The following is a 23,076-nucleotide window of genomic DNA, read 5'->3' on the forward strand; positions in this document are numbered from 1 at the left end:
CTGCCCGGCAGAGCCCCCGCCGTGGAGGATTAGACGCATCATGCGGAAAACTCCGCCCGCCGGGCACGAAAATTTCCCGATTTCCGTCCGGTTTGGCATGATGGCATAGGCTAATCGCCTAAGCGGATTGATTTTTCCCGACCGCCGCAGCTGCGGGCATTTATCGTTCGGAAGCGATCGCCACGGTCTGACCCTCCGGCGTGATGCGGACGGGCAGCGTCTCGCGCACGCCGACGATGAAGGCATCGACATCACCGGTGTTGAACACGCCGTTGATCTCCAGCTTCGCCGCGCGCGCGTCGGTTAGTTCGATCTTGCGCGTCGAATAGCGATTGACGCGCTCCACCGCGCTGTAGAGCGGTTCGTCGATAAAGGTGAGTTGCCCGACCTCCCAGGACAGCGATCTCGCGAGATCGGTCGGCGCCACCGACGCCGTCGGCTGCGACATGTTGGCGACGAGTTCGCTGCCGGGCCTGAGCAACCGATCCGCGGCGCCCCCCTTGCCCTTCAGCCTGACGGGCACCGCCACTGCGCCCGACGCCGCCTTCTCCATCACCGCGACCTGGCCTTCATAGAGCACGACATGCATCTGCCGGCGCAACAGTTCGACGCTGAACGAGGTACCGGTCGCGACCACCGTCTTGTCGCCCGCCGCCACGCTGAACGGTCGGAACGGATCGCGCGCGACGTCGAACTTGGCGCGCCCCTGGCGCAGCACCAGCACGCGCCGGTCCTTTTCGAGCCGCACATCGACGCGCGTCGCCGCGTCGAGCGAGATGCGTGATCCGTCCGCCAGCACGACGAGGCGGCGCTCGCCGACGGCGGTTCGATAAATGTCGGGCTGGCTCTGCAACCACAGCACGCCTGCGACAAAGGCGAGGACCAGGCAGGCGGCGATGCTCCAGAGCGCGCGGCGCGATCCCGACGGGGCGGACCAGCGCGCCTGGTTGCGCCTGCGATAAGTCGCCAGCGCGCGTTCGCGCACCTCGATGAATTCGGGCGTCGTGGCGGCGGCGCCGAAGCGTTGCCACACGCGCACCGTACGTTCGAACGCATCGAGATTTTCCGGATCCGCATCGATCCAGGCATCGAAGGCGGCCTGCTCGTCGATCGACAGCGCCCCTTCTGACAGCCGAAGGCACCAGGTGCCGGCTTCCTCCAGCCGGGCCTGACGGCCCGTTTCGACGACGGAGAGGCTCATCGATCGTCTCCGAAGCGCTCAGTCAGCAACACCATCGCGCGGGTCAGATGCTTTTCGACGGTGCGCACCGCGATGCCGAAGGTGTCGGCGATCACCTCCTTGCTCATATGCTCCAGCCGGTAGAGCGCGAAGATCGCCTCGGTCGTCTCGTCCATCTCGCCCAAAGCCTGGCGCATCGCGACAATCGAATCGCGCCCCGCCGCGATCCGGAAGGGGTCGATCGGATCGACACCCAGCCCGTCGGCGTCGCTCAGCATCTGGCGATATTCGGTGCGCACCTTCGCCCGCCGCGAACGATCGCGCAGCAGATTGGCCGCGGTCTGGAACAGATAGGCGCTGCCCGATTGCATCGTCATGTCGGGATGGCCGGCCAGACGGGTGAACACTTCCTGCGTCAGATCCTCGGCCTCGGCATGATCGGCGATGCGGCGCAGGAAAAACGCCATCAGCGCCGGCCGATATTCACGGCTCAGCCCGATCACGTCGCGCGCATTCTCCCCCGATATCGCGCCTTCGCCCGGCATGCCCCCAGCCCTTTGCTGAAACTCGTACCGCATTAGACGCGCGGCACGCGGTTTTTCGCACGATGATCGAAAATTTGATCGATCGCCCGCATGGCGGGCCGCTTCCGCGCTACATCACGCGCCGCTCCGCGCGCAAGTCGGCCGGGGGTGCCCCCGCCCCTCAACCTTGCTATGCCGCTGGACATGATCGACAGACGCACCGCAATCCAGGGCCTGGGCGCATTGTCCACCGCGCTTGCCCTGCCCTCCGCCATCGCCGCCGCTCCCGCCCCCACGCGCAAACCGCCGCGCCTGCGCGCGGGCGACACGGTCGGGCTGGTCGAGCCGGCCGGCTTCACCGACGACGAATTCGATCTGGCGCTGATCGTCGAGACCGTGAAGGCGATGGGCCTGGTGCCAAAGCCCGCGCCGCACCTTGCCGATCGCTACGGCTATCTGGCAGGCGAGGACAAGGCGCGCGCTGCCGACCTCAACGCCATGTATGCCGACAAGAGCGTGCGCGCGGTCTTCGCGGTGCGCGGCGGATGGGGATGCGCGCGCATCCTGCCCCATCTCGATTTCGGGCTGATCCGCGCCAATCCGAAGCTGCTGCTCGGTTTCAGCGACATCACCGCGCTCCACCTGGCCTTTGCGGCGCGCGCGGGCTTCACCACCATCCACGGCCCCAATGCCGCGAGCTCCTGGGGAAAACTGTCCTGGGACGCATTTCGCGAGATCGCCTTTGACGGGGCGACGCCGGTCTATCGCACGCCGCAGGGCACCGACGACCGACTGGTCCAACGCAGCGGCAGCATCCGCACCTTCCACCCCGGCAAGGCGAGCGGGCGGCTTCTCGGCGGCAATCTGACGGTGCTCGCCGCATTGATGGGCACGCCCTATCTGCCCGATTTCGACGGCGCGATCCTGTTCCTGGAGGATATCGGCGAGGCCGAATATCGCATCGATCGCATGCTGACCCAGCTCGCGCTCGGCGGCGTGCTCGGTCGCGTCGCCGGCGTCGTTTTCGGCCAATGCACCGATTGCCGATCCTCGGGCGGCAATCTCGGCGGGTTCAGCCTGTCTCAGGTGCTGAAACAGCATCTGGAGCCGCTGGGCGTACCGGCATTCCAGGGCGCGCTGATCGGCCATATTCCAAACCAGTTCAGCATTCCCGTCGGCGTCCGCGCAGAGATCGACGCGACGGCGGGCACCATCGCCATTCTCGAATCCGCCGTGGCCTGAGCACGCATGCACAACGCCGTCGCGACCATCGCCGCTTTTTCGCTCCTGCCGATGCTGGCCGCATGCGGCGGCGGCGCGCCCTGCCCCGGCCCCCGCGCCGAATGGATCACAGCGGCTGCGTCCGCCTCCGCCCCGGCGCCGGACCAGATCGACACGATCACGCTCGACGCCCACGATCGCATCCTCTGGAACGGCGCGCTCATCTCCGAAGAACGGTTGCGCAATACACTCAGCCTGGCCGATGCCGACGGACACACGGTCCGGCTGGTCCCACAGCCTGGCGCCACCTGTCCGATGATCGGCAAGCTGCGCGTGGCCATGGAACGGGCGCTGGCCTGCAGCAAGGGCCGTTGCCTGGAAGTCTCATCGCCCCCCTCCTGATCCGCGCACTGTGGATAAGAATGTGGACAGGTTGTGGATCGATGGCTCGATTGGCTTTCGTGCAGTCACAAGCCTATGAGGCCGCATGCATCCGAGACCGTCCCAGCCCACCGACGCCGACCGCCTGTTCCAGGTCTGGCACGATGCCGTGAAGGCGACGCATCACTTCCTGTCGTCGGAGGATTTCGATGCAATCGCGGGTGACGTCCGCAATTACGTCGCCGATGCATCCTTCTGGGTCATCGACGATGAAGTCGGGCAGCCCGCCGCATTCATGAGCCTTACGGGCGCGCATATCGACGCGCTGTTTGTCGATCCCGTCGCGCACGGACGCGGGATCGGGCGGGCGCTGGTGGTTCATGCCCGGCAGTTCGCCGAGAACGGCGTGGTGACCGTCGACGTCAACGAACAGAATGAAGGGGCCGTCGCCTTTTACGAACGCGTCGGGTTCGTGGCTTTCGATCGCTCGGCAGTGGACGATGCCGGCCGGCCCTATCCCCTGGTTCACCTGCGCCAGTCGATCAATCGCTGATCGCATCGGCGGCAAGCAGCGCGGAGGCGGCCGCGAGATCCTCGCTCGCATGACCGACCGATTTGAAGACGGTGATCTGATCGTCGCCGGTGCGCCCGGGATGACGATCGAGGATCAGATCGGCGAGCTCTCCGCCAAATCGCGCTTCGGTCAGCGCGCCGCTCGCGAACGGTCCGATCAGGTCGCCCGCCTCCCCCCGCGCCGCCTTCGAGAAATCGGCGAAGACGAAGGACGCGCGCCTGAACACCTCGTCATCGGCCTCGCGCATATCGGGCTGGAACCCGCCAACCAGATCGACATGCACGCCCGGTGCGAGCAGCCGCCCGGCAAGCACCGGGCTGGTCGCGGAGGTGACGCAGACGACGATGTCCGCATCCTCGACATCCTCCTCGCGCGCCACACGCGCGGGCAAGGCCTGCCCCTTCAACTCCTCGACCAGCGCTGCCGTGCGCGCCGGCGACCGGCCGAGAATGGCGATGTCGGTGATCGGGAAGTTTGCCGCATAGGCCGATGCGAACTCCTCCGAAAGCCGGCCCGTTCCGATAATCACCAGCCGGGCGGCATCGCGACGCGCGAGATGGAGCGCCGCCAGCACCGAGGACGCAGCGGTCCGTTTCGCGGTCAGTTCCTCGCCGTCGACCAGCGCGATCGCTTCGCCCGAACGCCCGTCGAACACGATATAGGCCGCGTTGATGCGTCGTTCGGCATCGGGAAAGAATGTGACCAGCTTCACCCCGATCAGATGCCCCGCCCGCCAAGCCGGCATCGTCAGCAGCGCGGCATCGGTCTGGCCGGGCACGGGAATCACGTGCCGCTGCCGCAGCGGCACGGTGATGTCCCCGGTTATCCCATCGCGGATGGCCGCGATCAGGGTCGGCCAGCTTAGCGCTGAACGAACATCTTCGGCTGAAAACTGGCGCATATGCAGATCATTCTCCCCAGACGGCGCGATAGAGCGCCATCCAGTTCGCGCCAAGCAGTTTGCGGATCGATGCCTCGTCGAAACCGCGCTCCGCGAGCCGACGGGTAAGATTGATCATCGTCCGTGGCGTCTCGATCCCGGCGGGGTAATAATAAGGCGGCTTGGGATAGGTGTCCGCGCGCCAGATCCCCGCCGCGATCGCCTGATCGTAAATGGCGACCGCCGCCTCGTCGCTCACGATCGGCCACTGCATCGATGCATAGTCGAGCCCGAGCCCGACATGATCGATGCCGATCAGCCCCGCGATATGGACGATATGATCGATGAAATGGTCGAGCGTCGGACGCGCCGAATCATGGACGAAGGCCGGAAAGCCGACGACGCCGACAACGCCGCCATTGGCCCCGATCGCCTTGAGCACCTCGTCCGCGACATTGCGGTTGGAGGGATGGACGGCGGCTGCATTGCCGTGCGAGATCACCACTGGCGAGGACGAGGCCTCGATCGCCTCCAATGTGGTGCGCGCACCAGTATGCGCGCAATCGACGACGATCCTGGCATCGTTGAGCGCCGCCACCATCTCCAGGCCGAAATAGCTCAGACCGGAATCGGTGCGTTCGCTGCCGCCGTCGCCCACCCGGTTGCGCCGATTATAGCAAAGCTGGATCACCTTGACGCCGAGTTCGCCATAAATCCGCACATATTCCAGATTATCCTCGATCGGATCCGTGCCCTGGAAATGAAGCATGATACCGGTCTGCCCGGCAGCTTTCGCCGCGACGATATCGGCCGTGCTGCGGATCAGCCGCATGTCCGCGCGGCCGGCGACGAACGCATGCCACGACGCGATCGCCTTGAACGCGTAGTTGGCGTCCTGCACCCAGGCGACGGTGGGCGTGACCACGGTGACGCCGCCCTCGCGATACCAGTCCACGTAGCGCGTCTCGTAGGTGATCGGGCAGACCGCATCGATAATGATGGTTTCGGCGTGAAGCGCTTCGATATCCATGACGGTCCCTTTCAGCGCCGCCGTCAAATATCGATTTGGAATAATCGATCTGGCCGCACGGCGGATTTAGGCAGCATTTCCCTAATTTACTGCGCCTATCTTGCCGACTCGTCAAGTTTCGATTACGAATTTTCTGGAAAAATCGAGAGGCGTGATGCAAAATAACGGATATCCGGCACGACGGTGCCGCCGCACCGCGCGGGCGCCCGCCTCCGGATCGCGCACGCCGGCGTGCGGCCCGCGCGCCATGTCAGATGATGAGATCCTCGATCACCGTCGGGTAGCTGGCGACCTCCATCTCGATCAGCAGGATCGTGTCGGGCTCGCTGATCGAGATGTAGCGATGCCCCATGCTCGAATCGAAGACGACGCTGTCCCCCTCGCGCAGCCGGATCGGCGCATAGGCCTCGGTCTGGAGTTCGAACTCGCCGCTGAGCACATAAATGAATTCCTGCCCGGGATGGCGGCGGAACTCGACGAGTTCGCGATCGGGATGCTGCTTGATGCGCGCGCGCAGGAACACCTTGTTCATGCCCGCCAGCCCATCGGCGAGCACTTCATATTCGATATCCTGCGCCTGGAAGCGCGGGCCGGTGCCGGCGCGCGTCACCGCGCGGCGGGATCCGCTGGCCTCGACATGCGGTTCGGGGCTGGTGAAGGCGGTGACGGGCAGGTTGAGCCCGCTCGCCAGCTTCACCACGCTGGAGAAATTGAGCTTGGTCAGCCCGTTCTCCAGCTTGGACAGGGTGCCCTGCGAGATTCCCGTGCGCGCCGCGACTTCGGTCAGCGTCCAGCCTTCGCGCTTGCGCAGCGCTTTCAACCGTGCGCCGATCGTGCCGTGCGCGAGCGACGTCGTCATGCCAATCCTCTCAGCGTCCAGAAACGAGCAGAACCTGTCCTGTATCGTTCATTGCGCGCTGATTCCAAATGAAAACACAATCGGGAGCCGAACATGACCCATGATGAATATGTCGCGCACGATGCAATGGGACTGGCGAAGCTGGTCGCCGACCGGCAAGTATCGGCATCCGAGCTGCTCGACGCGGCACTTGCCCGGACCGCCGCGGTCAATCCGGAAATCCACGCGCTCAACCATCTTTTCGAGAACCGCGCGCGCGCGGATATCGCGAACGGCCTTGCCGCGGGTCCGTTTCACGGCGTCCCCTTCGTCCTGAAGGATCTCTACATGGCCTATGCCGGCGAGCCGACCGCGAACGGATCGCGCTTCTGGGCGGGCAATGTGCCGGCACACAGTTCAGAACTGTTCGAGCGCTATCGCCGCGCCGGTTTCGCGATCTTCGCCAAGAGCGCCACGCCCGAACTCGGGTACAGCGCGACGACCGAGCCCGCCAACACCCCGCCGACGCGCAACCCCTGGGATCTTTCGCGAACGGCGGGCGGATCGAGCGGCGGCGCAGCGGCGGCCGTCGCGGCCGGGATCGTGCCTCTGGCGCATGCCAGCGACAGCGGCGGATCGATCCGCATTCCGGCATCATGCTGCGGACTGTTCGGATTGAAGCCGACGCGCGGCCGGATGCCGATGGTGCCGGAGCGCGGCGAATCGAGCGCGGGGCTCGGCACCGCCCATGCCGTCAGCCGATCGGTGCGCGACAGCGCCGCGCTGCTCGGCGTCTCGGCCGGCCCGGATCTCGGAGCGCCTTATGGCATTGCGCCGCCCATCCGCCCCTGGCTCAGCGAAATCGGCGCCGATCCCGGCAGGATCCGCATTGCGCTGATCGTCGACCTGCCAGGCGAGAACCCCGCCCATGCCGACTGCCGCGATGCCGTGCAGGATGCGGCGGCGCTGTGCGAAACGCTCGGCCATCATGTCGAACCCGCCAGCCTGCCGATCGACCGCGAATTGCTTGCCGCCGCCTCCTCGGTCGTCGCGGCGACGCTCGTCCGCGCGCTCGTCGACGGCCGAGCGCATGCGCTCGGGCGTAAGCCCCGCGATGGCGAACTCGAACCGCATGTCGTCGCGCTTGTCGAAGCGGCGCAGACCATCGGCAGCGCCGATTATCTGCGTGCAACCCAATATTTCCAGAAAGTGAGCCGTGACCTTGCCGCCTTCCAGTCGCGCTATCCGCTCGTCCTGAGCCCGGCGCTTGCCCAACCGCCGGTGCCGCTGGGCACGCTGACCGGCGCGGTCGCCAACATCCGGTCGCTCTCGACCAGCTTCGCGCCCTATTCGGCGATCGCGAACATCGCCGGTATTCCAGCCATGTCGGTTCCGCTGTTCCGCAATGGCACGGGCCTGCCGATCGGCAGTCAGTTCATGGCGCGTTTCGGCGACGAAGCCCTGCTCTTCCGCCTCGCCGCACAGCTCGAGGCAGCGCGCCCCTGGAAGCACGTGCTGCCAGCCTTATCGAAAGCGGAAGGATGCTGACGCACCCGCATCTTGCACCGCTCAAGCCCCGCACGGGCTGATAGCTGGATGCGATGAGTCGGGCTCATCGCATCCAGCTATCACTCCCCCAGGAAGGTCTTCAGAATTTGAAGCTCGCGCCGATGCCGTAGGTCGCGGGATCGCTCACCACCGCCGAAACCGCGCCGCCGAAGCGGAAGGCCATGACGATGTAGCGATTGTCGGTGAGGTTGCGGCCGAAGGCATAGACTTCGAGGCCATTGTCGAGCTCGACCCCGGCGCGCGCGTCGAGCCGGTGCCAGCCGCCCGTGCTCACCTGCCGCTCGTTCGCGGCGGTGAAATAGCTGTTCGATTCGAACGCATAGTTGGCATTGAGCTTCAGCTTCACGCTGTCGCTGACCGGCGTCGCATAGTTGACGCCGAAACCGCCCGTCCAGCGCGGCGCCTGGTTGAGCTGGTTACCCGCACGGTCGGCGGTCGGCGCGGGCGTGCCCACGCATTGCGCGTCGTTGTTCTGCGGCGTGCCGGTGGTGATGCCTTCGCAGAAATCGGTGTAGACGCCCTTGGAATAAGTGATCTGGCCCGTCAGCGTCAGCCCCTCGACGGGATTGATGGTCAGGTCTGCCTCGATCCCCTTGACGCTGGCGGCGCCCGCATTCTCGATGCGCGAGATCAGCGAGGTTATCAGCCGGCGCAGCTGCAGGTCCTTATAGTCGTAATAGAAGGCTGCGGCGTTGAGCGTCACCTTGCGGTCGAGGAACTGCGCCTTGACCCCTGCCTCATAGGCCCAGAGCTTCTCCGCGCCGAAGGTGTTGAGCGCGCCGCCCGCGCCCGGCTGATAGGCGAAGCCCGGCGACTGGTAGCCGAGGCTCGCCTTGGCATAGAGCAGCACGTCACGATCGGGCTTGTAGTTGAGGCCGAAGGACGGAAGGATCGCGGTGTCCGAAACCTTGCCGATGATCGGCGGATATTGGCCCGGCGTGCCCGCCGTCGAATAGTCGATCGAGAAATCGCGTTTCTCGTAATTGAGCCGCGCACCGCCGACCACGGTCAGCGTATCGGCAAGATCATATTCGAACTGGCCGAAGGCGGCGAGCGCGGCCAGGTCGCTCTTGGCATGCGGGCGCGGATCGGCGCGCAGCGCCGTCTTGGTATAGGCGACGGGATTGACGCGCAGGAACACCTCCGCCTTTTCATTGTAATAGTTGGCGCCGACGGTGAAACGCAGCGGGCCGGCATCGTAGACGCCGCGCACCTCCTGGTTGAACGTGTCGTTCTTGTTGATGAAGACCGGCTGGATCGACGTCGCCGTCGTCGCGTCGATATCGTAGACCGTGAAATAGTTGAACTTGCGATAGCTCGAGATCGACGTGATCGTGAAATCGTCCGACGCCTCGGCATTGATCGTCAGCGCGACGCCGCCCGTTTGCAGCCTTGTGCGGATCTGATCCTCGAGATTGGTCGACACGGTTTTGGTGGCGAAGACGGCGCGGCCGCCGACCAGCGTCGCCGGGGTGAACAGGTCTTCCGATTTCTTGCTGGTATAATCGGCCGAAAGCGTCGCGTCGAAGCCGCCGCCATTGTCGTAGCGCAGCTTGGCGCGGCCGGTATAGGAAGAGGCGTCGCCGATGCGGCTGCCCGTCACCGTGTTGCGGTAATAACCGTCATGCCCGCTCGCCGAACCCGAGATGCTGGCGGAGAAGCCGCCGCCGATCGGACCGCTCAGATAGCCGCCCACCGCGATGCTGTTGAAATTGCCATAGCTCGCATCGACGCTGCCCTCGAAGCTGTTGCCGGGCTGATGGGTGACGATGTTGATCGCGCCGGCGGTGGCGTTGCGGCCGTAGAGCGTGCCCTGCGGGCCGCGCAGCACCTCCACCCGCTCGATGTCCTTGAGCCCGAAAAAGCCCGCATCGGGCTTGGACAGATAGACTCCGTCCAGATAGACCGCCGTCGCCTGGCTGGCGCCGATCGGCACGGGCTGGCCGGCGATGCCGCGCAGCGAGACGAGATTGGTCGAATTGACGCCGGCGAAACCGGAGATCGAAAGACCGGGCACGCTGCCCTGAAGATCGTAGACCGTCTGGATGTTGCGATCTTCCATCGTGCTGGCGCTCAAGGCGCTGATCGCGATCGGCACGTCCTGAAGCCGCTCGGCACGGCGCTGCGCGGTGACGATGATGTCGCCCTCCACCGCCTCGGGCGCCTGCGCGGCATCGGCCTGCGGCTGGGCGGCATCCTGGGCGAAGGCCACACCCGGCGCGGAGCCGGCCAGCAGCAGGGCCAGCGCGAAGCGGCGGGTCGACGGGCGATGATTCATAGATGTGCGCATTCAATCCTCCCACGCTCGTCTCTCGAGAGCTTGCGCAAACCCTAGTCCCGTCGATCGCGAACCGCCCCATGATGAGTTTCGCTGCCGTCCATCGGAGAAACGCATAGGTGGCATTCTGGGCCCTGCGCGTTGTGCCCGACCAAAACTCTTCGCCGAGGCATGTTGAAGTGGAGAAAATATCGAAAACCCCGTCGCTCCAGCGAAAGCTGGAGCCTATGCGATCCTTCCACCTCAGCGATTGCGGCAGGCACTGCATGGGCTCCGGCTTTCGCTGGAGCGACAAGAAATGGGATCAACGGCGAGTTTCCTCAACCGGCCGCCAGATGATCCCGATACCGGTCGCGCAGCACTTTCTTGTCGATCTTTCCGGTCGCGGTCAGCGGCACCTGGGTGATCACCACCGCATCGGGCATCCACCATTTGACGATGCGCGGCTCGAGAAAGGCGAGCACCGCCGCCTCGGTCACCGTCTCGCCCTCATGCGGCTCGATCGCGAGCAGCGGGCGCTCCTCCCATTTCGGATGATAGACGCCGACGACGGCGGCGATGCGCACGCCGGGACAGGCGACCGCGATATTCTCCAGGTCGATCGAGCTGATCCATTCGCCGCCGGACTTGATCACATCCTTCTTGCGATCGGTGATCCGCATGAAGCCATAGGGATCGATCGTCGCGATGTCGCCGGTATCGAACCAGCCATCGGCATCCGCCGCGTCCTTCTCCGCGCGGAAATAGCGCTGCACCGTCCACGGCCCGCGCACGAGCAATGCGCCGGAGGCCTCGCCGTCATGCGGCAGGTCGCTCCCCTCCTCGTCGACGATGCGCAGTTCGATGCCGAACTGGATCCGCCCCTGGCGCGTCCAGATCACCTCGTCCATCGCATCCTCGCCTTCGGCGGCGAGCTTGGGCGTGGGGGTGGAGACCACGCCGATCGGGCTGGTCTCGGTCATGCCCCAGAGCTGGCGGACCTTGACGCCATAACGCTGCTGGAAACTCTCCGCCATCGCGCGCGGCACCGCCGATCCACCGATGACCAGCGTCTGGAGCGCGCCGGTATTGCCGCCCGTCCGCTCCAGATGCGCGAGATACATGGTCCAGATCGTCGGCACGCCACCCGAAAAGGTCACGCCTTCGGCCTGGATCAGCTCGTCGAGGCTCGCGCCGTCCATCTTGTCGCAGGGCAGCACCAGCTTGCAGCCGTTGATCGGCGCGACGAAGGGCAATCCCCAGGCGGTCGCGTGATAGAGCGAGCTGCACGGCATCACGCAATCGAACGCGGAGAAGCCGAATGCGCCGGTAAGCCCGCCCGCCATGGCGTGTAGCACGACCGAGCGGTGGCTGTAGAGCACGCCCTTGGGATCGCCCGTCGTGCCCGAGGTATAGCAGAGGAACGAGGCGCTGTTCTCGTCGAGCAGCGGCCAGTCGTAATCGGTCGCCCGGTCCGCGATCAAAGTCTCGTAGCTCGCCGCGCCCAGCGTACCGGGATCGAGCCGTTCCGCGTCGGAGAGCATCACGAAATGCCGAACGGTCGGCAGCAGCGGCTTCAGCCGTTCGACCAGTGGCAGGAAATTGCGCTCGAAGAACAGCACGCCGCTTTCGGCATGATTGATCGTATAGGCGATCTGGTCGTCGGGCAGGCGCGGATTGGCGGTGTGAAGCACCGCGCCGATGCCCGGCACCGCATAGAAAAGCTCGAAATGGCGATGCGTGTTCCAGCCGAGCGAGCTGACCCGGTCGCCGGCGTCGACACCGAGCGCCGCCAGCATATGCGCCGCCTGCGCGCTGCGCCGTCCCCAGCCCGCATAGTCGTAGCGCCAGATCGGTTCGTCGACCAGGCGCGAGACGATTTCGCGATCGGCATGCGCGCGCGAGGCGAAGCGCAATATCCCGCTGATCAGCAAGGGGGTCGTCTGCATCAGGCCGCTCAGCATCGCGGTCACTCTCCTCTCGTTTGTCATCCCGCTCGATACGGCTTGCCCGATCCGCAGGGTACATGAAAGCTTTGGCGACGCATCATCAGCTATCATGATGGATGGGCAGCTATCAGGATTGGAGATGGCGCGCCGCCAAATCGATCATGCGTGACGATCGTGGCGGGCTGCTAGCACGCGTGCCGGAAGGACAGAACCGGAGGGCGACGCTTCGGAACGGGCCGGCCGGAGACGATGGCCCTGCCGGCCGACGCCCCCCGCCCAACCGTTGCGGACGCCCGCCGGACCACAGGGAAGGCCGGGAATGAAGCTGTACACATTCGTGCGTGACGGACAGGAGCGGATCGGCGCCGGGCGTGGCGAGGGCATGCTCGTCGATCTGCATGCGGCGCACGCTCATCCGGCCTTTACCAGCATGCGGGCGCTGATCGAAGCCGGGCCAGACGCACTGGTTGCGGCCCGCGGCGCGCTTGAAACGGCGAGCGGAGACGCACAGGTCCGGATCGCCGATGTCCGGATCCTGGCGCCGCTGCCCCGCCCCACCAAGATCCGCGGCTTCTCGGTCTTCGAAAAGCATCTCGTCCAGGCGACCGACGGCGCCGCGCGCACCATGGCGGCGGGCGAAAGCGATCCCGAAGCAGCCTATTCGGAAAAGCGCCGCCAGTTCAACCTGGACAGCCTGCCCGGTGTCGGCTGGCGCCAGACCCCGGCCTATTATTATTCGGATTGCACGACGGTGATCGGGCAGGACGAGACGGTCACCTGGCCCAGCTATTCGGAGTGGATCGATTACGAGCTGGAGATCCTCGCCGTGATCGGCCGTGGCGGCAAGGACATCCCGGTCGAGCAGGCCCATGAGCATATCTTCGGCTATACGATGATGAACGATCTCAGCGCCCGCGACGCGCAGTTCATGGCGATGTCGACCGGACTGGGCTTCGCCAAGGGCAAGGATTTCGACGGGTCCAATCCGCTCGGCCCCTGCATCGTCACCGCCGACGAGATCCCCGATCCCTATGCCCTGGCGCTGCGCACGCGGATCAACGGCGAGCAATGGTCGCACGTCCAGGGCATCACCCCGCAATGGTCCTTCATCGATTGCATCGCCTATGCGAGCCAGTCCCAGACCCTTCACCCCGCCGAACTCTTCTCGACGGGCTGCACGCCCGACGGCTGCTCGATGGAGTTGATGCGCAGCGTCAAACGGGGCGATACCGTGGAGATCGAAGCCGAAGGCATCGGCGTGCTACGCACGCGGATCGCCTGAGCGCCTCTTCGGCAATGCGCCTATGGCGCGTTGCCGGTGCGGCCCTGGAAATGTGCTCTTCCGCACATTTCCAGACAGGACTCTGAGCACGGAGACGAACGATGACCGACAAGCCGCGCGTGGCGATCGACCTGGTCCGCGAATGCGAACATCCCGAGGCCCGCGCCACCTTCGAGAAACTCGCCGCCGGCAGCGTCGGCGTCGTCAATATCCATCGCACCATCGCCAACAGCCCGACGGTGTTCGCGCGTTTCATCGACTTCGCCCATGCGCTGCGTTTCAAGACCGAGCTCGATCCCGCCGAGCGCGAACTGGCGATCCTGCGCGTGCTCGAACGCTGCGACGGCCATTACGAGATCGTCCATCACCGCCGCATGGGTCTGGCGGCGGGCCTGAGTGAGGCCGAAGTCGACCATGTCAGCGATCCAGGCGAACCGAACGCGATCTATAGCGATCGCCAGCGCGCGATCCTCGATTTCGCCGACCGCTTCGCCGCCGGCACCGGCGTCGATCCGACGGCGGCCGAGGCGCTCTCAGCCCATCTCGACAGCCGCCAGCGCGTTGAACTCGGGCTTACGCTCGCGCTCTATCTGGGCCTCGCGCATTTCACCAACAGCATCGACGTGCCCGCAGATTGACGCTGCCGCGCGAATCCTCGTAATTTGCGGTATCCGCCGCTGCATGCCGCGCGGCTCCGGGAGAGCATGATTGCCGTTTCGTGGTTCGTTGCAGGATGTCCGCCTGTTCGTCGCGGCTTATGAGGAAGGGTCCTTCACCGCCGCCGCAACGCGCGAGAACAGCACCCAGTCTGGCGTGTCGCACCATATCCGGCAGCTCGAAATGCTGCTCGACGTCAAATTGTTCGTCCGCGAGAAAGTGGGCGTCACCGCGACACCCGCCGCCGATATTCTCTACCGCCGCTGCATCGAGATGCTGCGCGGCATCGACGAGGCCGCCAATCTGGTCGCGCATTATTCCAAGGGATTCCAGGGCAGCTTCACCGTCGGCATCATCCCGGCGCTGACGCACCGGATCGTCGCTCCCGCCCTGCTGCGTTTCACCGCGCTCCATCCCAACGTGAAGGTCCGCATCGTCGAGAGCTTCGGATCGCTGCTGCCGCAGATGGTGGCGTCGGGCGATGTCGATTTCGCGATCAGTACCCTGCATGGCGGCGAAACCGGCATCCACGCCCGGCCGCTGCTCTCGACGCCCGAATGCCTGGTCTCGCGCGTCAATCGCGCCGACGAACCGCCCGTCACCACCGCCATGCCGGCAACGCCGATCAACATGGCCTGGGCCAGCCGCATGGAGGGCCGCCGCGCCGCGATCAGCGCGTGCCTGGCCGCGCACGGCATCGGCATCGACGCCGAGCTGGAGATCGATTCGGCCCTGGCGATGCTCGACCTGGTCGGGCGATCGGACTGGAAGACGGTGACGCCCTGCCTGATGATCGATCCGACCGCCGACGCGCAGCGCTTCACCATCCGGCCGCTGCGCGATCCCGACGTGAATTTCGAGATCATGCTGCTGGAACGCACCAGCACCGTGCTGACGCCCGAAGCCGAACTGTTCGTCGAAATCTTCACCGAGGAAGCACGGCGCGGCACCGAGGACTGGATCGCCCGCTTCCACGATCTGGGGCTGATGTAGCTCCATCAGATCGGGGCATGGTCCTGCCCCAGAATCATAATGCGCGCTCCGCCGACGGCGCTGATATGGCGGATATCAATCAAGCCGCGACAGATGAGAGGATCGGATGGCCAAGGAAATCAGGCTCAATGTGCTCGAACAGGGGAACCCCAGTTTCCAGGCGTTCGGGCTGTGGGCGCATCCGCGCGACAAGGCGGTCGATTATCTGAAGATGGATTATTGGCTGGACTATGCCCGGCTGGCCGAACGCGGACTGTTCGACAATTTCTTCCTGGCCGATGTCTACGGCTTTCCCGACGTCTATGAGGGGAGCGCCGCCGGCGCGCTGCGCAACGGATCGCAGGCACCCAGCCTCGACCCCTCGGTGATCGTCGCGGTGATGGCGACCGCCACGAAGAATCTCTGCTTCACCATGACGGGCAGCGCATCCTATGAATCGCCCTACAGCTTCGCGCGGCGCATCTCGACGCTCGACCATATCACCGGCGGACGGCTGGGCTGGAACATCGTCACCAGCTATCTGCGTAGCGGCGCGCTCGCCATGGGTCGCACCAGGCTGACCGAGCATGACCTGCGCTATGAAATGGCCGACGAGTTCCTGGAGGGCGTCTATCGCCTGTGGGAGCAGAGCTGGGCCGAGGGGGCGCTGGTCAAGGACAAGCAGAGCCGCATCTATGCGGAACCTTCGCTGATCGATCCGATCGAGTTCAACGGCGAATATCACCAGTTCAAGGCGATCAGCGCGGTCGAACCCTCGCCCCAGCGCACGCCGGTGCTGTTCCAGGCCGGCGGATCCGAACGCGGCCGGCATTTCGCCGCCACCCATGCCGAGGGCGTCTATCTGAACGGTACCAAGCCCGAGCTGGTCGCGGCGCAGGTGGCGCGTATCCGCGGCGCCGCCGCTGAGCAGGGCCGCGATCCGCAATCGCTGAAATTCTTCACCGGCATCTCGGTGTTCGTCGACGAGACCGAGGCGCTGGCGAAGGCGCGCTATGCCGATTACAAGAAATACAGCAGCTTCGAAGGGCTGATCGCGATGATGTCGGGCGTGATGGGCATCGATCTGTCCAATTATCCGCTCGACCAGCCGATCACCTATGAGAAGAACGATGCCAACCAGTCCGCGCTGGAGATGTTCACGCGCAACAACCAGTGGACCTTGCGCCAGGTGCTCGACGAAAAGGCGCTGTGCGGCACCAATGTCGCGCTGATCGGCACCGCCGAGCAGGTGGCCGAGGAAATGGCGCACTGGATGGAGGTCTGCGATATCGACGGCTTCAACGTCGCGCGCATCGTCGCGCACGAGACGCTGGAGAATTTCGTCGACATGGTCGTGCCCGAATTGCAGAAGCGCGGCCTCTACAAGACCGAATATCGCCCCGGCACCTTCCGCGAAAAGCTGCTCGGCCATGGCCGCATCGCGAGCGACCATCTGGCGGGCAGTTTCAGCCGGTAGACGTCGAAGGTGGCGGCCAAATCAGCCGCCACCCTCTCTGTTTGCTTCGAGCGCAGGTTCGAGCCTGTCGAGAACCGAAGTCGAGAAGCCCGGCACCGCAGCTTCTCGACTGTCGCGTCTCGACTACGCTCGACGCTGCTCGAAGTGAACGGATAACAAGCCCTCTCTAAACCAAAGCCTCCAGATACGCCGCCCGCGCACCGTCAACCGACACGATCACCTCGTCGAGCAATCCGCGATTGGCCATGGCGACGATCCGCGTCACCGAGGGACGCGCGGACAGCCGGTTCCACCAGCCGGTGGTGCGCGGCAGGCGCTTCGTCCACGCCGCCGACATCCCGAATTCGTCCAGCCGCAGCATGATCGGCATCATCGCGCAATCGGCGAGCGTGATCCGGTCGTCGGCCAGCCAGTCATGGTCGCCAAGCGCCGCCTCGATCCGGTCGAGCATCTTGCGCAATGTCGCGAGCCCGGCCGGCACGAACGGGGAGTCGAGGCCGCGCAGCACGCAATCCTCGCGCATCAGCCGGCCGGCATGATCGGTCATCGCATCGAGCATCACCTTCAGCCGTTCGGTATCGATCGGATCGCCGAACATGGATCGAATGAAGGTCGCCGCGGTGATCGCGCCCAAGGCGGGGAAATATTTCTCGTCGATCAGCTTCAGCCACAGATCGCAATGCGCCCGCCGCCAGGGATCGGCGGGCTGGAGCGCCGGCCCTTCGAAACCCTCGTCGAGATAGCGCATGATGATCGAGGATTCGACGAGCGGGCTGCCGTCGTCGAGCACCAGCGTCGGCACGACGCCATCGGGATTGAGCGCGCGATATTCGGGCGTGCGGAGATAGAGGCGATCGAGCTCGCGCGTGCCGACCGGCGCGCCCTTTTCGAGCAGCGCCATCAGCGCCTTTCGCGCACAGGTCGCGTGGTGCATCACATAGAGCTCGGCCATCGGCCCTCCCCTTCCTTGCCGGATATGGATCAGGCGCGCAGCCGGACCTCGACTGCTTCATAATCATCGGAAACCGCGCTGTCGCGCCAGTCGCTGCCGCCCGGAACGACGATCAGGTCGCCGATGCCCGCGCGGACCTCGAGTCCGTCCACCTCTGCGGCGCGCCAGCCCTGCATCACGAAGATGAAACGATAGGCGTCGTCGTGCCGGCTGCTGCCCGCCTCGAACGGCTCGGTGCGCGAGCGGACATGGCGGCGGATATCGAATTGCGCATCATAGGGGGCGGCGACGGGATAACCGTAGTCGATGATGCCGCGCGCCGATCCGCTGCGCACCGCATCGCCGCTGCCCCAGGTGCGCGCAGGCGTTTCCACGTCGCGCGCCGGCATTTCCGCCTCGGTCGTGCCGAAACTGCCCGGAAAGGTGATCTCGGCCACCTGATAGTCGGCCGAGGGATTGCTGACGTCGTGCATCACATGGCCGGGGATGAACAATATGTCGCCCTTGCCGGCGCGCGCATAGGTCTCGCCGCGATAGCCCAGCTCGATCGACCCTTCGAGCACGAAGGCCACCTGCAGATCGCAGTCATGATAATGCCAGGGGCTGCCGAACGCCGGCTTGTCGATGAAATGGCCCGGCACGGTGGAAATGGCGCGCGCGGTGTCGCCGGTGATCTCCTGCAGCCGATAATCGATCGTCCAGCCCGCCGCCGAGCGATGCGCCTGGCCCGGCTGGTGCGCCATCCGCACGCGATGATCCTCGGCCTTGCGCACGAGAACGCCGGCCTGCGTGCGGAGATCCCGGTTTGGGTCAGTGGCCATCGTGAATCCTCCGTCCATCCTTGCATGTCATGTTAGCAGCCCCGCCCGCCATGCGCCCAATCACCAAATCGCCGCTCCCTCATGCGATGTTCTGATGCCCGGCCAGGGCGAAGCGCGGTAGGGTGAGGAACAGGACGGCCGCACAGCACAGGGCGGCGGTGGCGGCTGCCAGCGCCTGGCCGTACCCGCCCGCCCAATCGGCCCAGAAACCGTAAAGCGACGTCGACGTCATCGTGCCGACGACCATCACGGTAAACAACAGGCCATAGATCCGGCCGAAGAAATGCGCGGGGAAGTAGCGCGATACGAGATAGGCGGCGAGATCGAACTCGGCGCCGATCACCAGCCCCACCGCGCAGGCGCCCAGCGCCGCCGTCGACGCGCCGCCGAATGCGAGCATGCCGACGCCGAACGCCGCGGCCAGCGTGACGGCGGTGGCGACGAAGGGTGCGAATATCCGGTCGATGACGATGCCGACGGCCAGGCGCGAAACGATCATCACCGCGCCGATCATGCCCGCGAACACCGCCGCACGCTGCGGGTTCACGCCGTGATCGATCAGCAAGGGAATGAAATGGACGAGGATGCCGGTGACGGAGACCTGGATCAGGAAGAAACCGATCGCGAGCGTGCGGAAGATCGGGTGCGCCAGCATGGCCCCGAGCGATTGCCGCGCATCGGCTTCTCGCTCCGGCACGCCCATCGGCTCCGCGCGACGATGCCGCCAGACGGGCCACGCGACCAATGGCAGGGTGACGAGGCTGAGCACGGCGATCGCCCGATAGGCGGTCCGCCAGCCCTCCGCCGCGACCACGCCGCTCAGGATGCTCGGCGCCAGCATGCTGGTGACGCCGATGCCGAGCAGCCCCAGGCCCAGCGCGGTGCCGCGCGCGCGATCGAAGCCGGTGGCGACGATGCGCGACATGATCAATGTCGTCGCCCCGGCCCCGGCAATGCCCAATGCGGCGAGGATCGCCAGGAACGCCGCATAGCTGCCGTCGAGCATGCCGAGGAGCGCGAAGGCGATCGCGGTGGCGGCAAGCGATACCGGCACCATCAGCGCCACGCCGCGCCGATCGGCGACCATGCCCGCAAAGGGTGCGACAAGCGCGGTCACCGCGAGATAAAGGGTGATGCCGAACGAGATCTTGCCGCGCGTCCAACCGAATTCGCCCTGAAGCGCGGGCATGAAGACACCGGCGGTATAGGGCACCAGCACGGTCGGCCCGACGCCGCTGCCGAGCATGACGGCAAGGATCAGCAGCCAGCGCGACCGCAATTCCCCCAGCGCCGATTCCGGCGGCATGCCGTTCATCCATCCTCCCGCGACGCGGCATGCCTCCGCCTGCCGTCCGTCCGAAGACTACAGCGCCGCCCCTCGCGCGGCGCATGATGAAAATGGGCATGCGCCATGCGATCTTTTGATGATCGGCCACCCGGCATTTGCGGATAGCTCCGCATCAAAGGCAGCAATGATGCCGGCGGGAGAGCGGACATGGTCGAGACGGGGCAGGAAGTGGAAATCGGGTTCATCGGGCTCGGATCGATGGGATCGTGCCTTGCCCGCCGCCTGCTAGCGCGCAACCATCTGGTTGCCGGTTTCGACCCCGATCCCGATGCGATGCGCGATTTCGTCGCGGCGGGCGGGCATGGAGCGGCGTCGATCGCCGAACTGACGGCGCGCGCGCCGGCCCTGCTGCTCGCGCTCTCGAGCTTCGGCGCCTTCCGGCGCGTGATCGACGAGATCGTCGCGGCGCCCGGCGACGGCGGCGTCGTGATCGACATCAACACCCTGTCGCCCGACGACAAGCGCGTGGCGCGCGAACGGCTGGCCGGCGCCGGATGGCGGATGCTCGACTGCACGATATCGGGTACGCCCGAAATGGTCGCGCGCGACCTGCACGGTTTCTATGTCAGCGGCGATGCCACGGATGCGCGGGCCGTCGCCCCGCTGATCGCGGACATCGTCGACGCGCCGTTCGACATGGGCGAATTCGGCAATGCCGCGATCATCAAGCTGGTGATCAATCACATGGTGGTCTGCCACAATGTCGTCGCCGCCGAGGCGATGAGCCTGGCGTTGAAGGCGGGTCTTGACGCCGAGACCGTCTATCGCACCGTCACCGCCAGCGCGGGCAATTCGCGGATCTTCGAAGTGCGCGGCCGGATGATGGCCGAGCAACGCTATCCGCCGGAGACCATGTACCAGTTGATCGTCGACAAGGACGCGCTGGTGATCGCGGAGATGGCGCGCACGCTGCGCCACCCGCTGCCGATGTTCGCGCCCGCCCTCCAGGCGCATGTCGAGGCGCTGTCGACGCGTTGGGCGAACACCGATCCCGCCTCGCTCTGCGCGGTGATGGAGGAACGATCGGGCGTGGAGCGGCGGCGGCCCTGATCATGGACATCACCTTCGATCATGTCGTGATCGGCGCGGGCGCCGCGGGCTGCGTGCTCGCCAATCGGCTGAGCGCCGATCCCCGTCGACGCGTATTGCTGATCGAGGCGGGCGTCGATCACAGCCCCGGCAAAGAGCCGAAAAGCATCCGCGACGCCTTTCCCAGCTCGGTCGCGGAGCCTGCCTTCTTCTGGCCGGGCATATCCGCGCGGGTAACGCTGCGCGACGGCGATATCCGCCCCTATCAACAGGCACGCGTGATGGGCGGTGGATCGAGCATCATGGGCATGATCGCATTGCGCGGCCTGCCCGCCGATTATGACGGCTGGCGCGATGCCGGCGCGACCGGCTGGGGCTGGGAAGACGTGCTGCCCGATTTCCGCCGGCTGGAACGCGACCTGGACTTTGGCGGGCCGCTGCACGGCGCCGACGGCCCCATGCCTGTTCGACGCCACGCTCCCCAGGGCTGGCCGGGCTTCTGCAAGGCGGTGGCGCACGCGATGGGCGAGCGCGGCTATCCGCTGGTCGACGATGCCAATGGCGATTTCCGCGACGGCGTCTTCCCCACACCGATGACCAACCTGCCTGCCGGCCGCATCTCGTCGGCCATGGCCTATCTGAGCCCGGAGGTGCGGCGCCGGCCCAATCTGGAGATCCGCAGCGCGACCCAGGCAGTCGCGCTGCTCGCCGAGGGGCGCGGCATCGCCGGTGTCCGCGCGCGGCGCGACGACGGCAGCGTGACCGACATTCCCGCGCGAGAGACGATATTGGCGATGGGCGCGATCCATTCGCCCGCCATGCTGCTGCGCGCCGGCATCGGCCCGGCGGCGGCGCTGCAGGCGGCGGGCATCCCCGTCATCGCGGACCGGCCGGGCGTCGGCGCCAATCTGCTCAACCACCCGGCCCTCTATATCGCGACGCATCTCGACCGGCAGGCACGGCAGGATCCGGCGCAGCGGGCATGGAGCCAGAACAGCCTGCGCTACAGTTCGGCGCATCCGGGCTGCCCGCCCGGCGACATGCTGATGTTCGCCTTTGCGCGAACGGGCTGGCACGCGGTCGGCCGCGCCGTCGGATCGGTCAATGTCGCGGTCTACAAATCCTTCGCGCGCGGGACGGTCTCGGTGCGCGATGGCGATCCGGATGCATCGCCCGTCATCGATTTCCGTCTGCTTTCCGACAGCCGGGACCGCGAACGGCTGATCGCGGGGGTGCGCTTCGCGCTCGAACTCCTTATCGATCCCCGGGTTGCCGCACGCCGGCACGAAACCTTCATCGCCAAGGGCTATATGGCGCAGCGGCTCGCCCGGCCGCGCCTGTCGAGCGCTGTCGCGTCACGGCTCATCGCCGGGCTGCTTGACGGCCCGGCCGCGCTGCGCCGCCGCCTGCTCGCCGACGACATGATCGATCCCGCCGCGCTGCTCGCCGATGCCGGCGCGTTGCGCGCGCTCGTCGAAGCCAATGCCTTTCCGATGGGTCATGTTTCAGGCACATGCCGCATCGGCAACGCGGACGATCGTCAGGCGGTGCTCGATCCTGCTTGCAGGGTCCATGGCATAAACGGGCTGCGCGTCGTCGACGCGTCGATCATGCCCTCGATCACCACCGCCAACACGCATCTGCCGACACTGATGATCGCCGAACGCGCATCGCGCGCGATCCTTGGCAAGCGCTGAGGGTTTACCGCGCGAACCAGACCCGCCGGATCAGGCCGTTCTCGACCTGATAGACCGCGACCGCCTCGAAACTGCGACCGCCCGCGAGCGTGACGCGTTCATGATCGGTGACGAACGCGCCAGTGACAGCACGCGAAACGATGTCCGCCCTGGGCTTCGCGCGCGCGAACAACCCTGTATAGAGCGCGGAGAGCGCCGGTTTTCCGCTCAGGCGCGGCTTGGGCTCGGCGCCCAGGTCGAAGATTTCGATATCCTCGGCATAGGTCGCCACGAAAGCGGCCTCGTCATGGCGATTATAGGCGTCGAGCTGGCGCTGGACGACCGCTTCCGGGGAAACGGCGGCCGGGGCCGCAGTCGGCGCGGAACCTGCCAGGGCAAGGGCGATCAGAAGCGCGTCGAACATGGTCCACCTCCTGCCATCACGATGTGCCGCGCGCC

Annotated in this window: 21 protein-coding genes; 10 read left to right on the plus strand and 11 right to left on the minus strand. The window is 65.9% G+C overall.

Going from position 1 to position 23,076, the window contains the following annotated elements:
- Nucleotides 1-160: 160 nt before the first annotated feature.
- The gene (locus ACODTA_RS07970) at nucleotides 161-1,201 is read right to left on the minus strand and encodes a FecR family protein (RefSeq protein WP_489065334.1); all 1,041 of its coding nucleotides are present in this window, start codon (nucleotides 1,199-1,201) and stop codon (nucleotides 161-163) included.
- Entirely contained in the window at nucleotides 1,198-1,725 is a 528-nt protein-coding gene (locus ACODTA_RS07975; RefSeq protein ID WP_489065335.1) for an RNA polymerase sigma factor, read from the minus strand. Before ACODTA_RS07975 ends, ACODTA_RS07970 begins: the two co-directional genes overlap by 4 nt.
- A 183-nt stretch (nucleotides 1,726-1,908) precedes the next feature.
- On the opposite strand from ACODTA_RS07975, the gene ACODTA_RS07980 reads away from it, so the two are divergent.
- From ACODTA_RS07980 to ACODTA_RS07990, 3 genes are all read left to right on the plus strand, one after another.
- Complete coding sequence (locus tag ACODTA_RS07980) at nucleotides 1,909-2,946, plus strand: S66 peptidase family protein (RefSeq protein ID WP_489065336.1); 1,038 nt, start codon at nucleotides 1,909-1,911, stop codon at nucleotides 2,944-2,946.
- Between the two features lie 6 nt (nucleotides 2,947-2,952).
- Entirely contained in the window at nucleotides 2,953-3,327 is a 375-nt protein-coding gene (locus tag ACODTA_RS07985) for a hypothetical protein (protein ID WP_489065337.1), read from the plus strand.
- A gap of 85 nt (nucleotides 3,328-3,412) precedes the next feature.
- Nucleotides 3,413-3,859, plus strand: a complete 447-nt coding sequence (locus ACODTA_RS07990) for an acetyltransferase (RefSeq protein ID WP_489065338.1) — start codon at nucleotides 3,413-3,415, stop codon at nucleotides 3,857-3,859.
- On the opposite strand, the gene lhpI is transcribed toward ACODTA_RS07990, so the two are convergent.
- The 3 genes from lhpI to ACODTA_RS08005 form a co-directional block, all read right to left on the minus strand.
- Nucleotides 3,849-4,781, minus strand: a complete 933-nt coding sequence (gene lhpI / locus ACODTA_RS07995; protein WP_489065339.1) for a bifunctional Delta(1)-pyrroline-2-carboxylate/Delta(1)-piperideine-2-carboxylate reductase — start codon at nucleotides 4,779-4,781, stop codon at nucleotides 3,849-3,851. The genes ACODTA_RS07990 and lhpI overlap by 11 nt on opposite strands.
- 7 nt (nucleotides 4,782-4,788) lie before the next feature.
- Nucleotides 4,789-5,790 carry a membrane dipeptidase gene (locus ACODTA_RS08000; protein WP_489065340.1) on the minus strand — a complete coding sequence of 334 codons (1,002 nt, stop codon included), beginning with the start codon at nucleotides 5,788-5,790 and terminating at the stop codon, nucleotides 4,789-4,791.
- A 250-nt stretch (nucleotides 5,791-6,040) separates the two neighbouring features.
- Nucleotides 6,041-6,649: a helix-turn-helix domain-containing protein gene (locus ACODTA_RS08005; RefSeq protein ID WP_222993710.1), complete on the minus strand. Its 609-nt coding sequence runs from the start codon at nucleotides 6,647-6,649 to the stop codon at nucleotides 6,041-6,043.
- 93 nt (nucleotides 6,650-6,742) lie between these two features.
- Between ACODTA_RS08005 and ACODTA_RS08010 the strand changes: the two genes are divergently transcribed.
- Nucleotides 6,743-8,176 (plus strand): amidase, encoded by a 1,434-nt coding sequence (locus tag ACODTA_RS08010; protein ID WP_489065341.1) that lies wholly within the window; start codon nucleotides 6,743-6,745, stop codon nucleotides 8,174-8,176.
- A gap of 100 nt (nucleotides 8,177-8,276) precedes the next feature.
- Here the strand turns inward: ACODTA_RS08010 and ACODTA_RS08015 are convergent, their stop codons facing one another.
- Together ACODTA_RS08015 and ACODTA_RS08020 are read right to left on the minus strand one after the other, a co-directional pair.
- Entirely contained in the window at nucleotides 8,277-10,487 is a 2,211-nt protein-coding gene (locus tag ACODTA_RS08015; RefSeq protein WP_489065342.1) for a TonB-dependent receptor, read from the minus strand.
- A gap of 308 nt (nucleotides 10,488-10,795) precedes the next feature.
- Nucleotides 10,796-12,418, minus strand: coding sequence for a long-chain fatty acid--CoA ligase (locus ACODTA_RS08020; protein WP_489065404.1), 1,623 nt, complete (start codon nucleotides 12,416-12,418; stop codon nucleotides 10,796-10,798).
- A 304-nt stretch (nucleotides 12,419-12,722) separates the two neighbouring features.
- On the opposite strand from ACODTA_RS08020, the gene ACODTA_RS08025 reads away from it, so the two are divergent.
- The 4 genes from ACODTA_RS08025 (at nucleotide 12,723) to ACODTA_RS08040 (ending at nucleotide 16,791) form a co-directional block, all read left to right on the plus strand.
- Complete coding sequence (locus ACODTA_RS08025; protein WP_489065343.1) at nucleotides 12,723-13,685, plus strand: fumarylacetoacetate hydrolase family protein; 963 nt, start codon at nucleotides 12,723-12,725, stop codon at nucleotides 13,683-13,685.
- Nucleotides 13,686-13,786: 101 nt separating this feature from the next.
- A complete protein-coding gene (locus tag ACODTA_RS08030) occupies nucleotides 13,787-14,323 on the plus strand; it encodes a carboxymuconolactone decarboxylase family protein (protein WP_489065344.1) in 537 nt (178 codons plus the stop codon).
- A gap of 70 nt (nucleotides 14,324-14,393) precedes the next feature.
- On the plus strand, nucleotides 14,394-15,335 hold the full coding sequence (locus ACODTA_RS08035) for a LysR family transcriptional regulator (RefSeq protein ID WP_489065345.1): 942 nt from the start codon (nucleotides 14,394-14,396) through the stop codon (nucleotides 15,333-15,335).
- Nucleotides 15,336-15,441: 106 nt separating this feature from the next.
- A complete protein-coding gene (locus ACODTA_RS08040; protein WP_489065346.1) occupies nucleotides 15,442-16,791 on the plus strand; it encodes an LLM class flavin-dependent oxidoreductase in 1,350 nt (449 codons plus the stop codon).
- A gap of 166 nt (nucleotides 16,792-16,957) precedes the next feature.
- Here ACODTA_RS08040 and ACODTA_RS08045 read toward each other — a convergent pair whose 3' ends face one another.
- The 3 genes from ACODTA_RS08045 to ACODTA_RS08055 form a co-directional block, all read right to left on the minus strand.
- Complete coding sequence (locus ACODTA_RS08045; RefSeq protein WP_489065347.1) at nucleotides 16,958-17,743, minus strand: glutathione S-transferase family protein; 786 nt, start codon at nucleotides 17,741-17,743, stop codon at nucleotides 16,958-16,960.
- A gap of 29 nt (nucleotides 17,744-17,772) precedes the next feature.
- Nucleotides 17,773-18,564 carry a cupin domain-containing protein gene (locus tag ACODTA_RS08050; RefSeq protein WP_489065348.1) on the minus strand — a complete coding sequence of 264 codons (792 nt, stop codon included), beginning with the start codon at nucleotides 18,562-18,564 and terminating at the stop codon, nucleotides 17,773-17,775.
- 79 nt (nucleotides 18,565-18,643) lie between these two features.
- Nucleotides 18,644-19,879, minus strand: coding sequence for an MFS transporter (locus ACODTA_RS08055; RefSeq protein ID WP_489065349.1), 1,236 nt, complete (start codon nucleotides 19,877-19,879; stop codon nucleotides 18,644-18,646).
- A gap of 180 nt (nucleotides 19,880-20,059) precedes the next feature.
- Here ACODTA_RS08055 and ACODTA_RS08060 point away from each other — a divergent pair, with 180 nt between their 5' ends.
- Both ACODTA_RS08060 and ACODTA_RS08065 read left to right on the plus strand, forming a co-directional pair.
- Complete coding sequence (locus ACODTA_RS08060; protein WP_489065350.1) at nucleotides 20,060-20,962, plus strand: NAD(P)-dependent oxidoreductase; 903 nt, start codon at nucleotides 20,060-20,062, stop codon at nucleotides 20,960-20,962.
- Between the two features lie 2 nt (nucleotides 20,963-20,964).
- A complete protein-coding gene (locus ACODTA_RS08065) occupies nucleotides 20,965-22,638 on the plus strand; it encodes a GMC family oxidoreductase (protein WP_489065351.1) in 1,674 nt (557 codons plus the stop codon).
- A 4-nt stretch (nucleotides 22,639-22,642) separates the two neighbouring features.
- On the opposite strand, the gene ACODTA_RS08070 is transcribed toward ACODTA_RS08065, so the two are convergent.
- Nucleotides 22,643-23,041 (minus strand): nuclear transport factor 2 family protein, encoded by a 399-nt coding sequence (locus ACODTA_RS08070; protein WP_489065352.1) that lies wholly within the window; start codon nucleotides 23,039-23,041, stop codon nucleotides 22,643-22,645.
- Between the last annotated feature and the right edge of the window lie 35 nt (nucleotides 23,042-23,076).

This window comes from Sphingomonas sp. FG14 (genome assembly GCF_057809675.1).

Excerpts from the sequence above, each read along its gene's own strand:
- ACODTA_RS07970 (WP_489065334.1), bottom strand. The coding sequence starts at position 1,201 with ATGAGCCTCTCCGTCGTCGAAACGGGCCGTCAGGCCCGGCTGGAGGAA.
- ACODTA_RS07975 (WP_489065335.1), bottom strand. The coding sequence starts at position 1,725 with ATGCCGGGCGAAGGCGCGATATCGGGGGAGAATGCGCGCGACGTGATC.
- ACODTA_RS07980 (WP_489065336.1), top strand. The coding sequence starts at position 1,909 with ATGATCGACAGACGCACCGCAATCCAGGGCCTGGGCGCATTGTCCACC.
- ACODTA_RS07985 (WP_489065337.1), top strand. The coding sequence starts at position 2,953 with ATGCACAACGCCGTCGCGACCATCGCCGCTTTTTCGCTCCTGCCGATG.
- ACODTA_RS07990 (WP_489065338.1), top strand. The coding sequence starts at position 3,413 with ATGCATCCGAGACCGTCCCAGCCCACCGACGCCGACCGCCTGTTCCAG.
- lhpI (WP_489065339.1), bottom strand. The coding sequence starts at position 4,781 with ATGCGCCAGTTTTCAGCCGAAGATGTTCGTTCAGCGCTAAGCTGGCCG.
- ACODTA_RS08000 (WP_489065340.1), bottom strand. The coding sequence starts at position 5,790 with ATGGATATCGAAGCGCTTCACGCCGAAACCATCATTATCGATGCGGTC.
- ACODTA_RS08005 (WP_222993710.1), bottom strand. The coding sequence starts at position 6,649 with ATGACGACGTCGCTCGCGCACGGCACGATCGGCGCACGGTTGAAAGCG.
- ACODTA_RS08010 (WP_489065341.1), top strand. The coding sequence starts at position 6,743 with ATGACCCATGATGAATATGTCGCGCACGATGCAATGGGACTGGCGAAG.
- ACODTA_RS08015 (WP_489065342.1), bottom strand. The coding sequence starts at position 10,487 with ATGCGCACATCTATGAATCATCGCCCGTCGACCCGCCGCTTCGCGCTG.
- ACODTA_RS08020 (WP_489065404.1), bottom strand. The coding sequence starts at position 12,418 with ATGCTGAGCGGCCTGATGCAGACGACCCCCTTGCTGATCAGCGGGATA.
- ACODTA_RS08025 (WP_489065343.1), top strand. The coding sequence starts at position 12,723 with ATGAAGCTGTACACATTCGTGCGTGACGGACAGGAGCGGATCGGCGCC.
- ACODTA_RS08030 (WP_489065344.1), top strand. The coding sequence starts at position 13,787 with ATGACCGACAAGCCGCGCGTGGCGATCGACCTGGTCCGCGAATGCGAA.
- ACODTA_RS08040 (WP_489065346.1), top strand. The coding sequence starts at position 15,442 with ATGGCCAAGGAAATCAGGCTCAATGTGCTCGAACAGGGGAACCCCAGT.
- ACODTA_RS08045 (WP_489065347.1), bottom strand. The coding sequence starts at position 17,743 with ATGGCCGAGCTCTATGTGATGCACCACGCGACCTGTGCGCGAAAGGCG.
- ACODTA_RS08050 (WP_489065348.1), bottom strand. The coding sequence starts at position 18,564 with ATGGCCACTGACCCAAACCGGGATCTCCGCACGCAGGCCGGCGTTCTC.
- ACODTA_RS08055 (WP_489065349.1), bottom strand. The coding sequence starts at position 19,879 with ATGAACGGCATGCCGCCGGAATCGGCGCTGGGGGAATTGCGGTCGCGC.
- ACODTA_RS08060 (WP_489065350.1), top strand. The coding sequence starts at position 20,060 with ATGGTCGAGACGGGGCAGGAAGTGGAAATCGGGTTCATCGGGCTCGGA.
- ACODTA_RS08065 (WP_489065351.1), top strand. The coding sequence starts at position 20,965 with ATGGACATCACCTTCGATCATGTCGTGATCGGCGCGGGCGCCGCGGGC.
- ACODTA_RS08070 (WP_489065352.1), bottom strand. The coding sequence starts at position 23,041 with ATGTTCGACGCGCTTCTGATCGCCCTTGCCCTGGCAGGTTCCGCGCCG.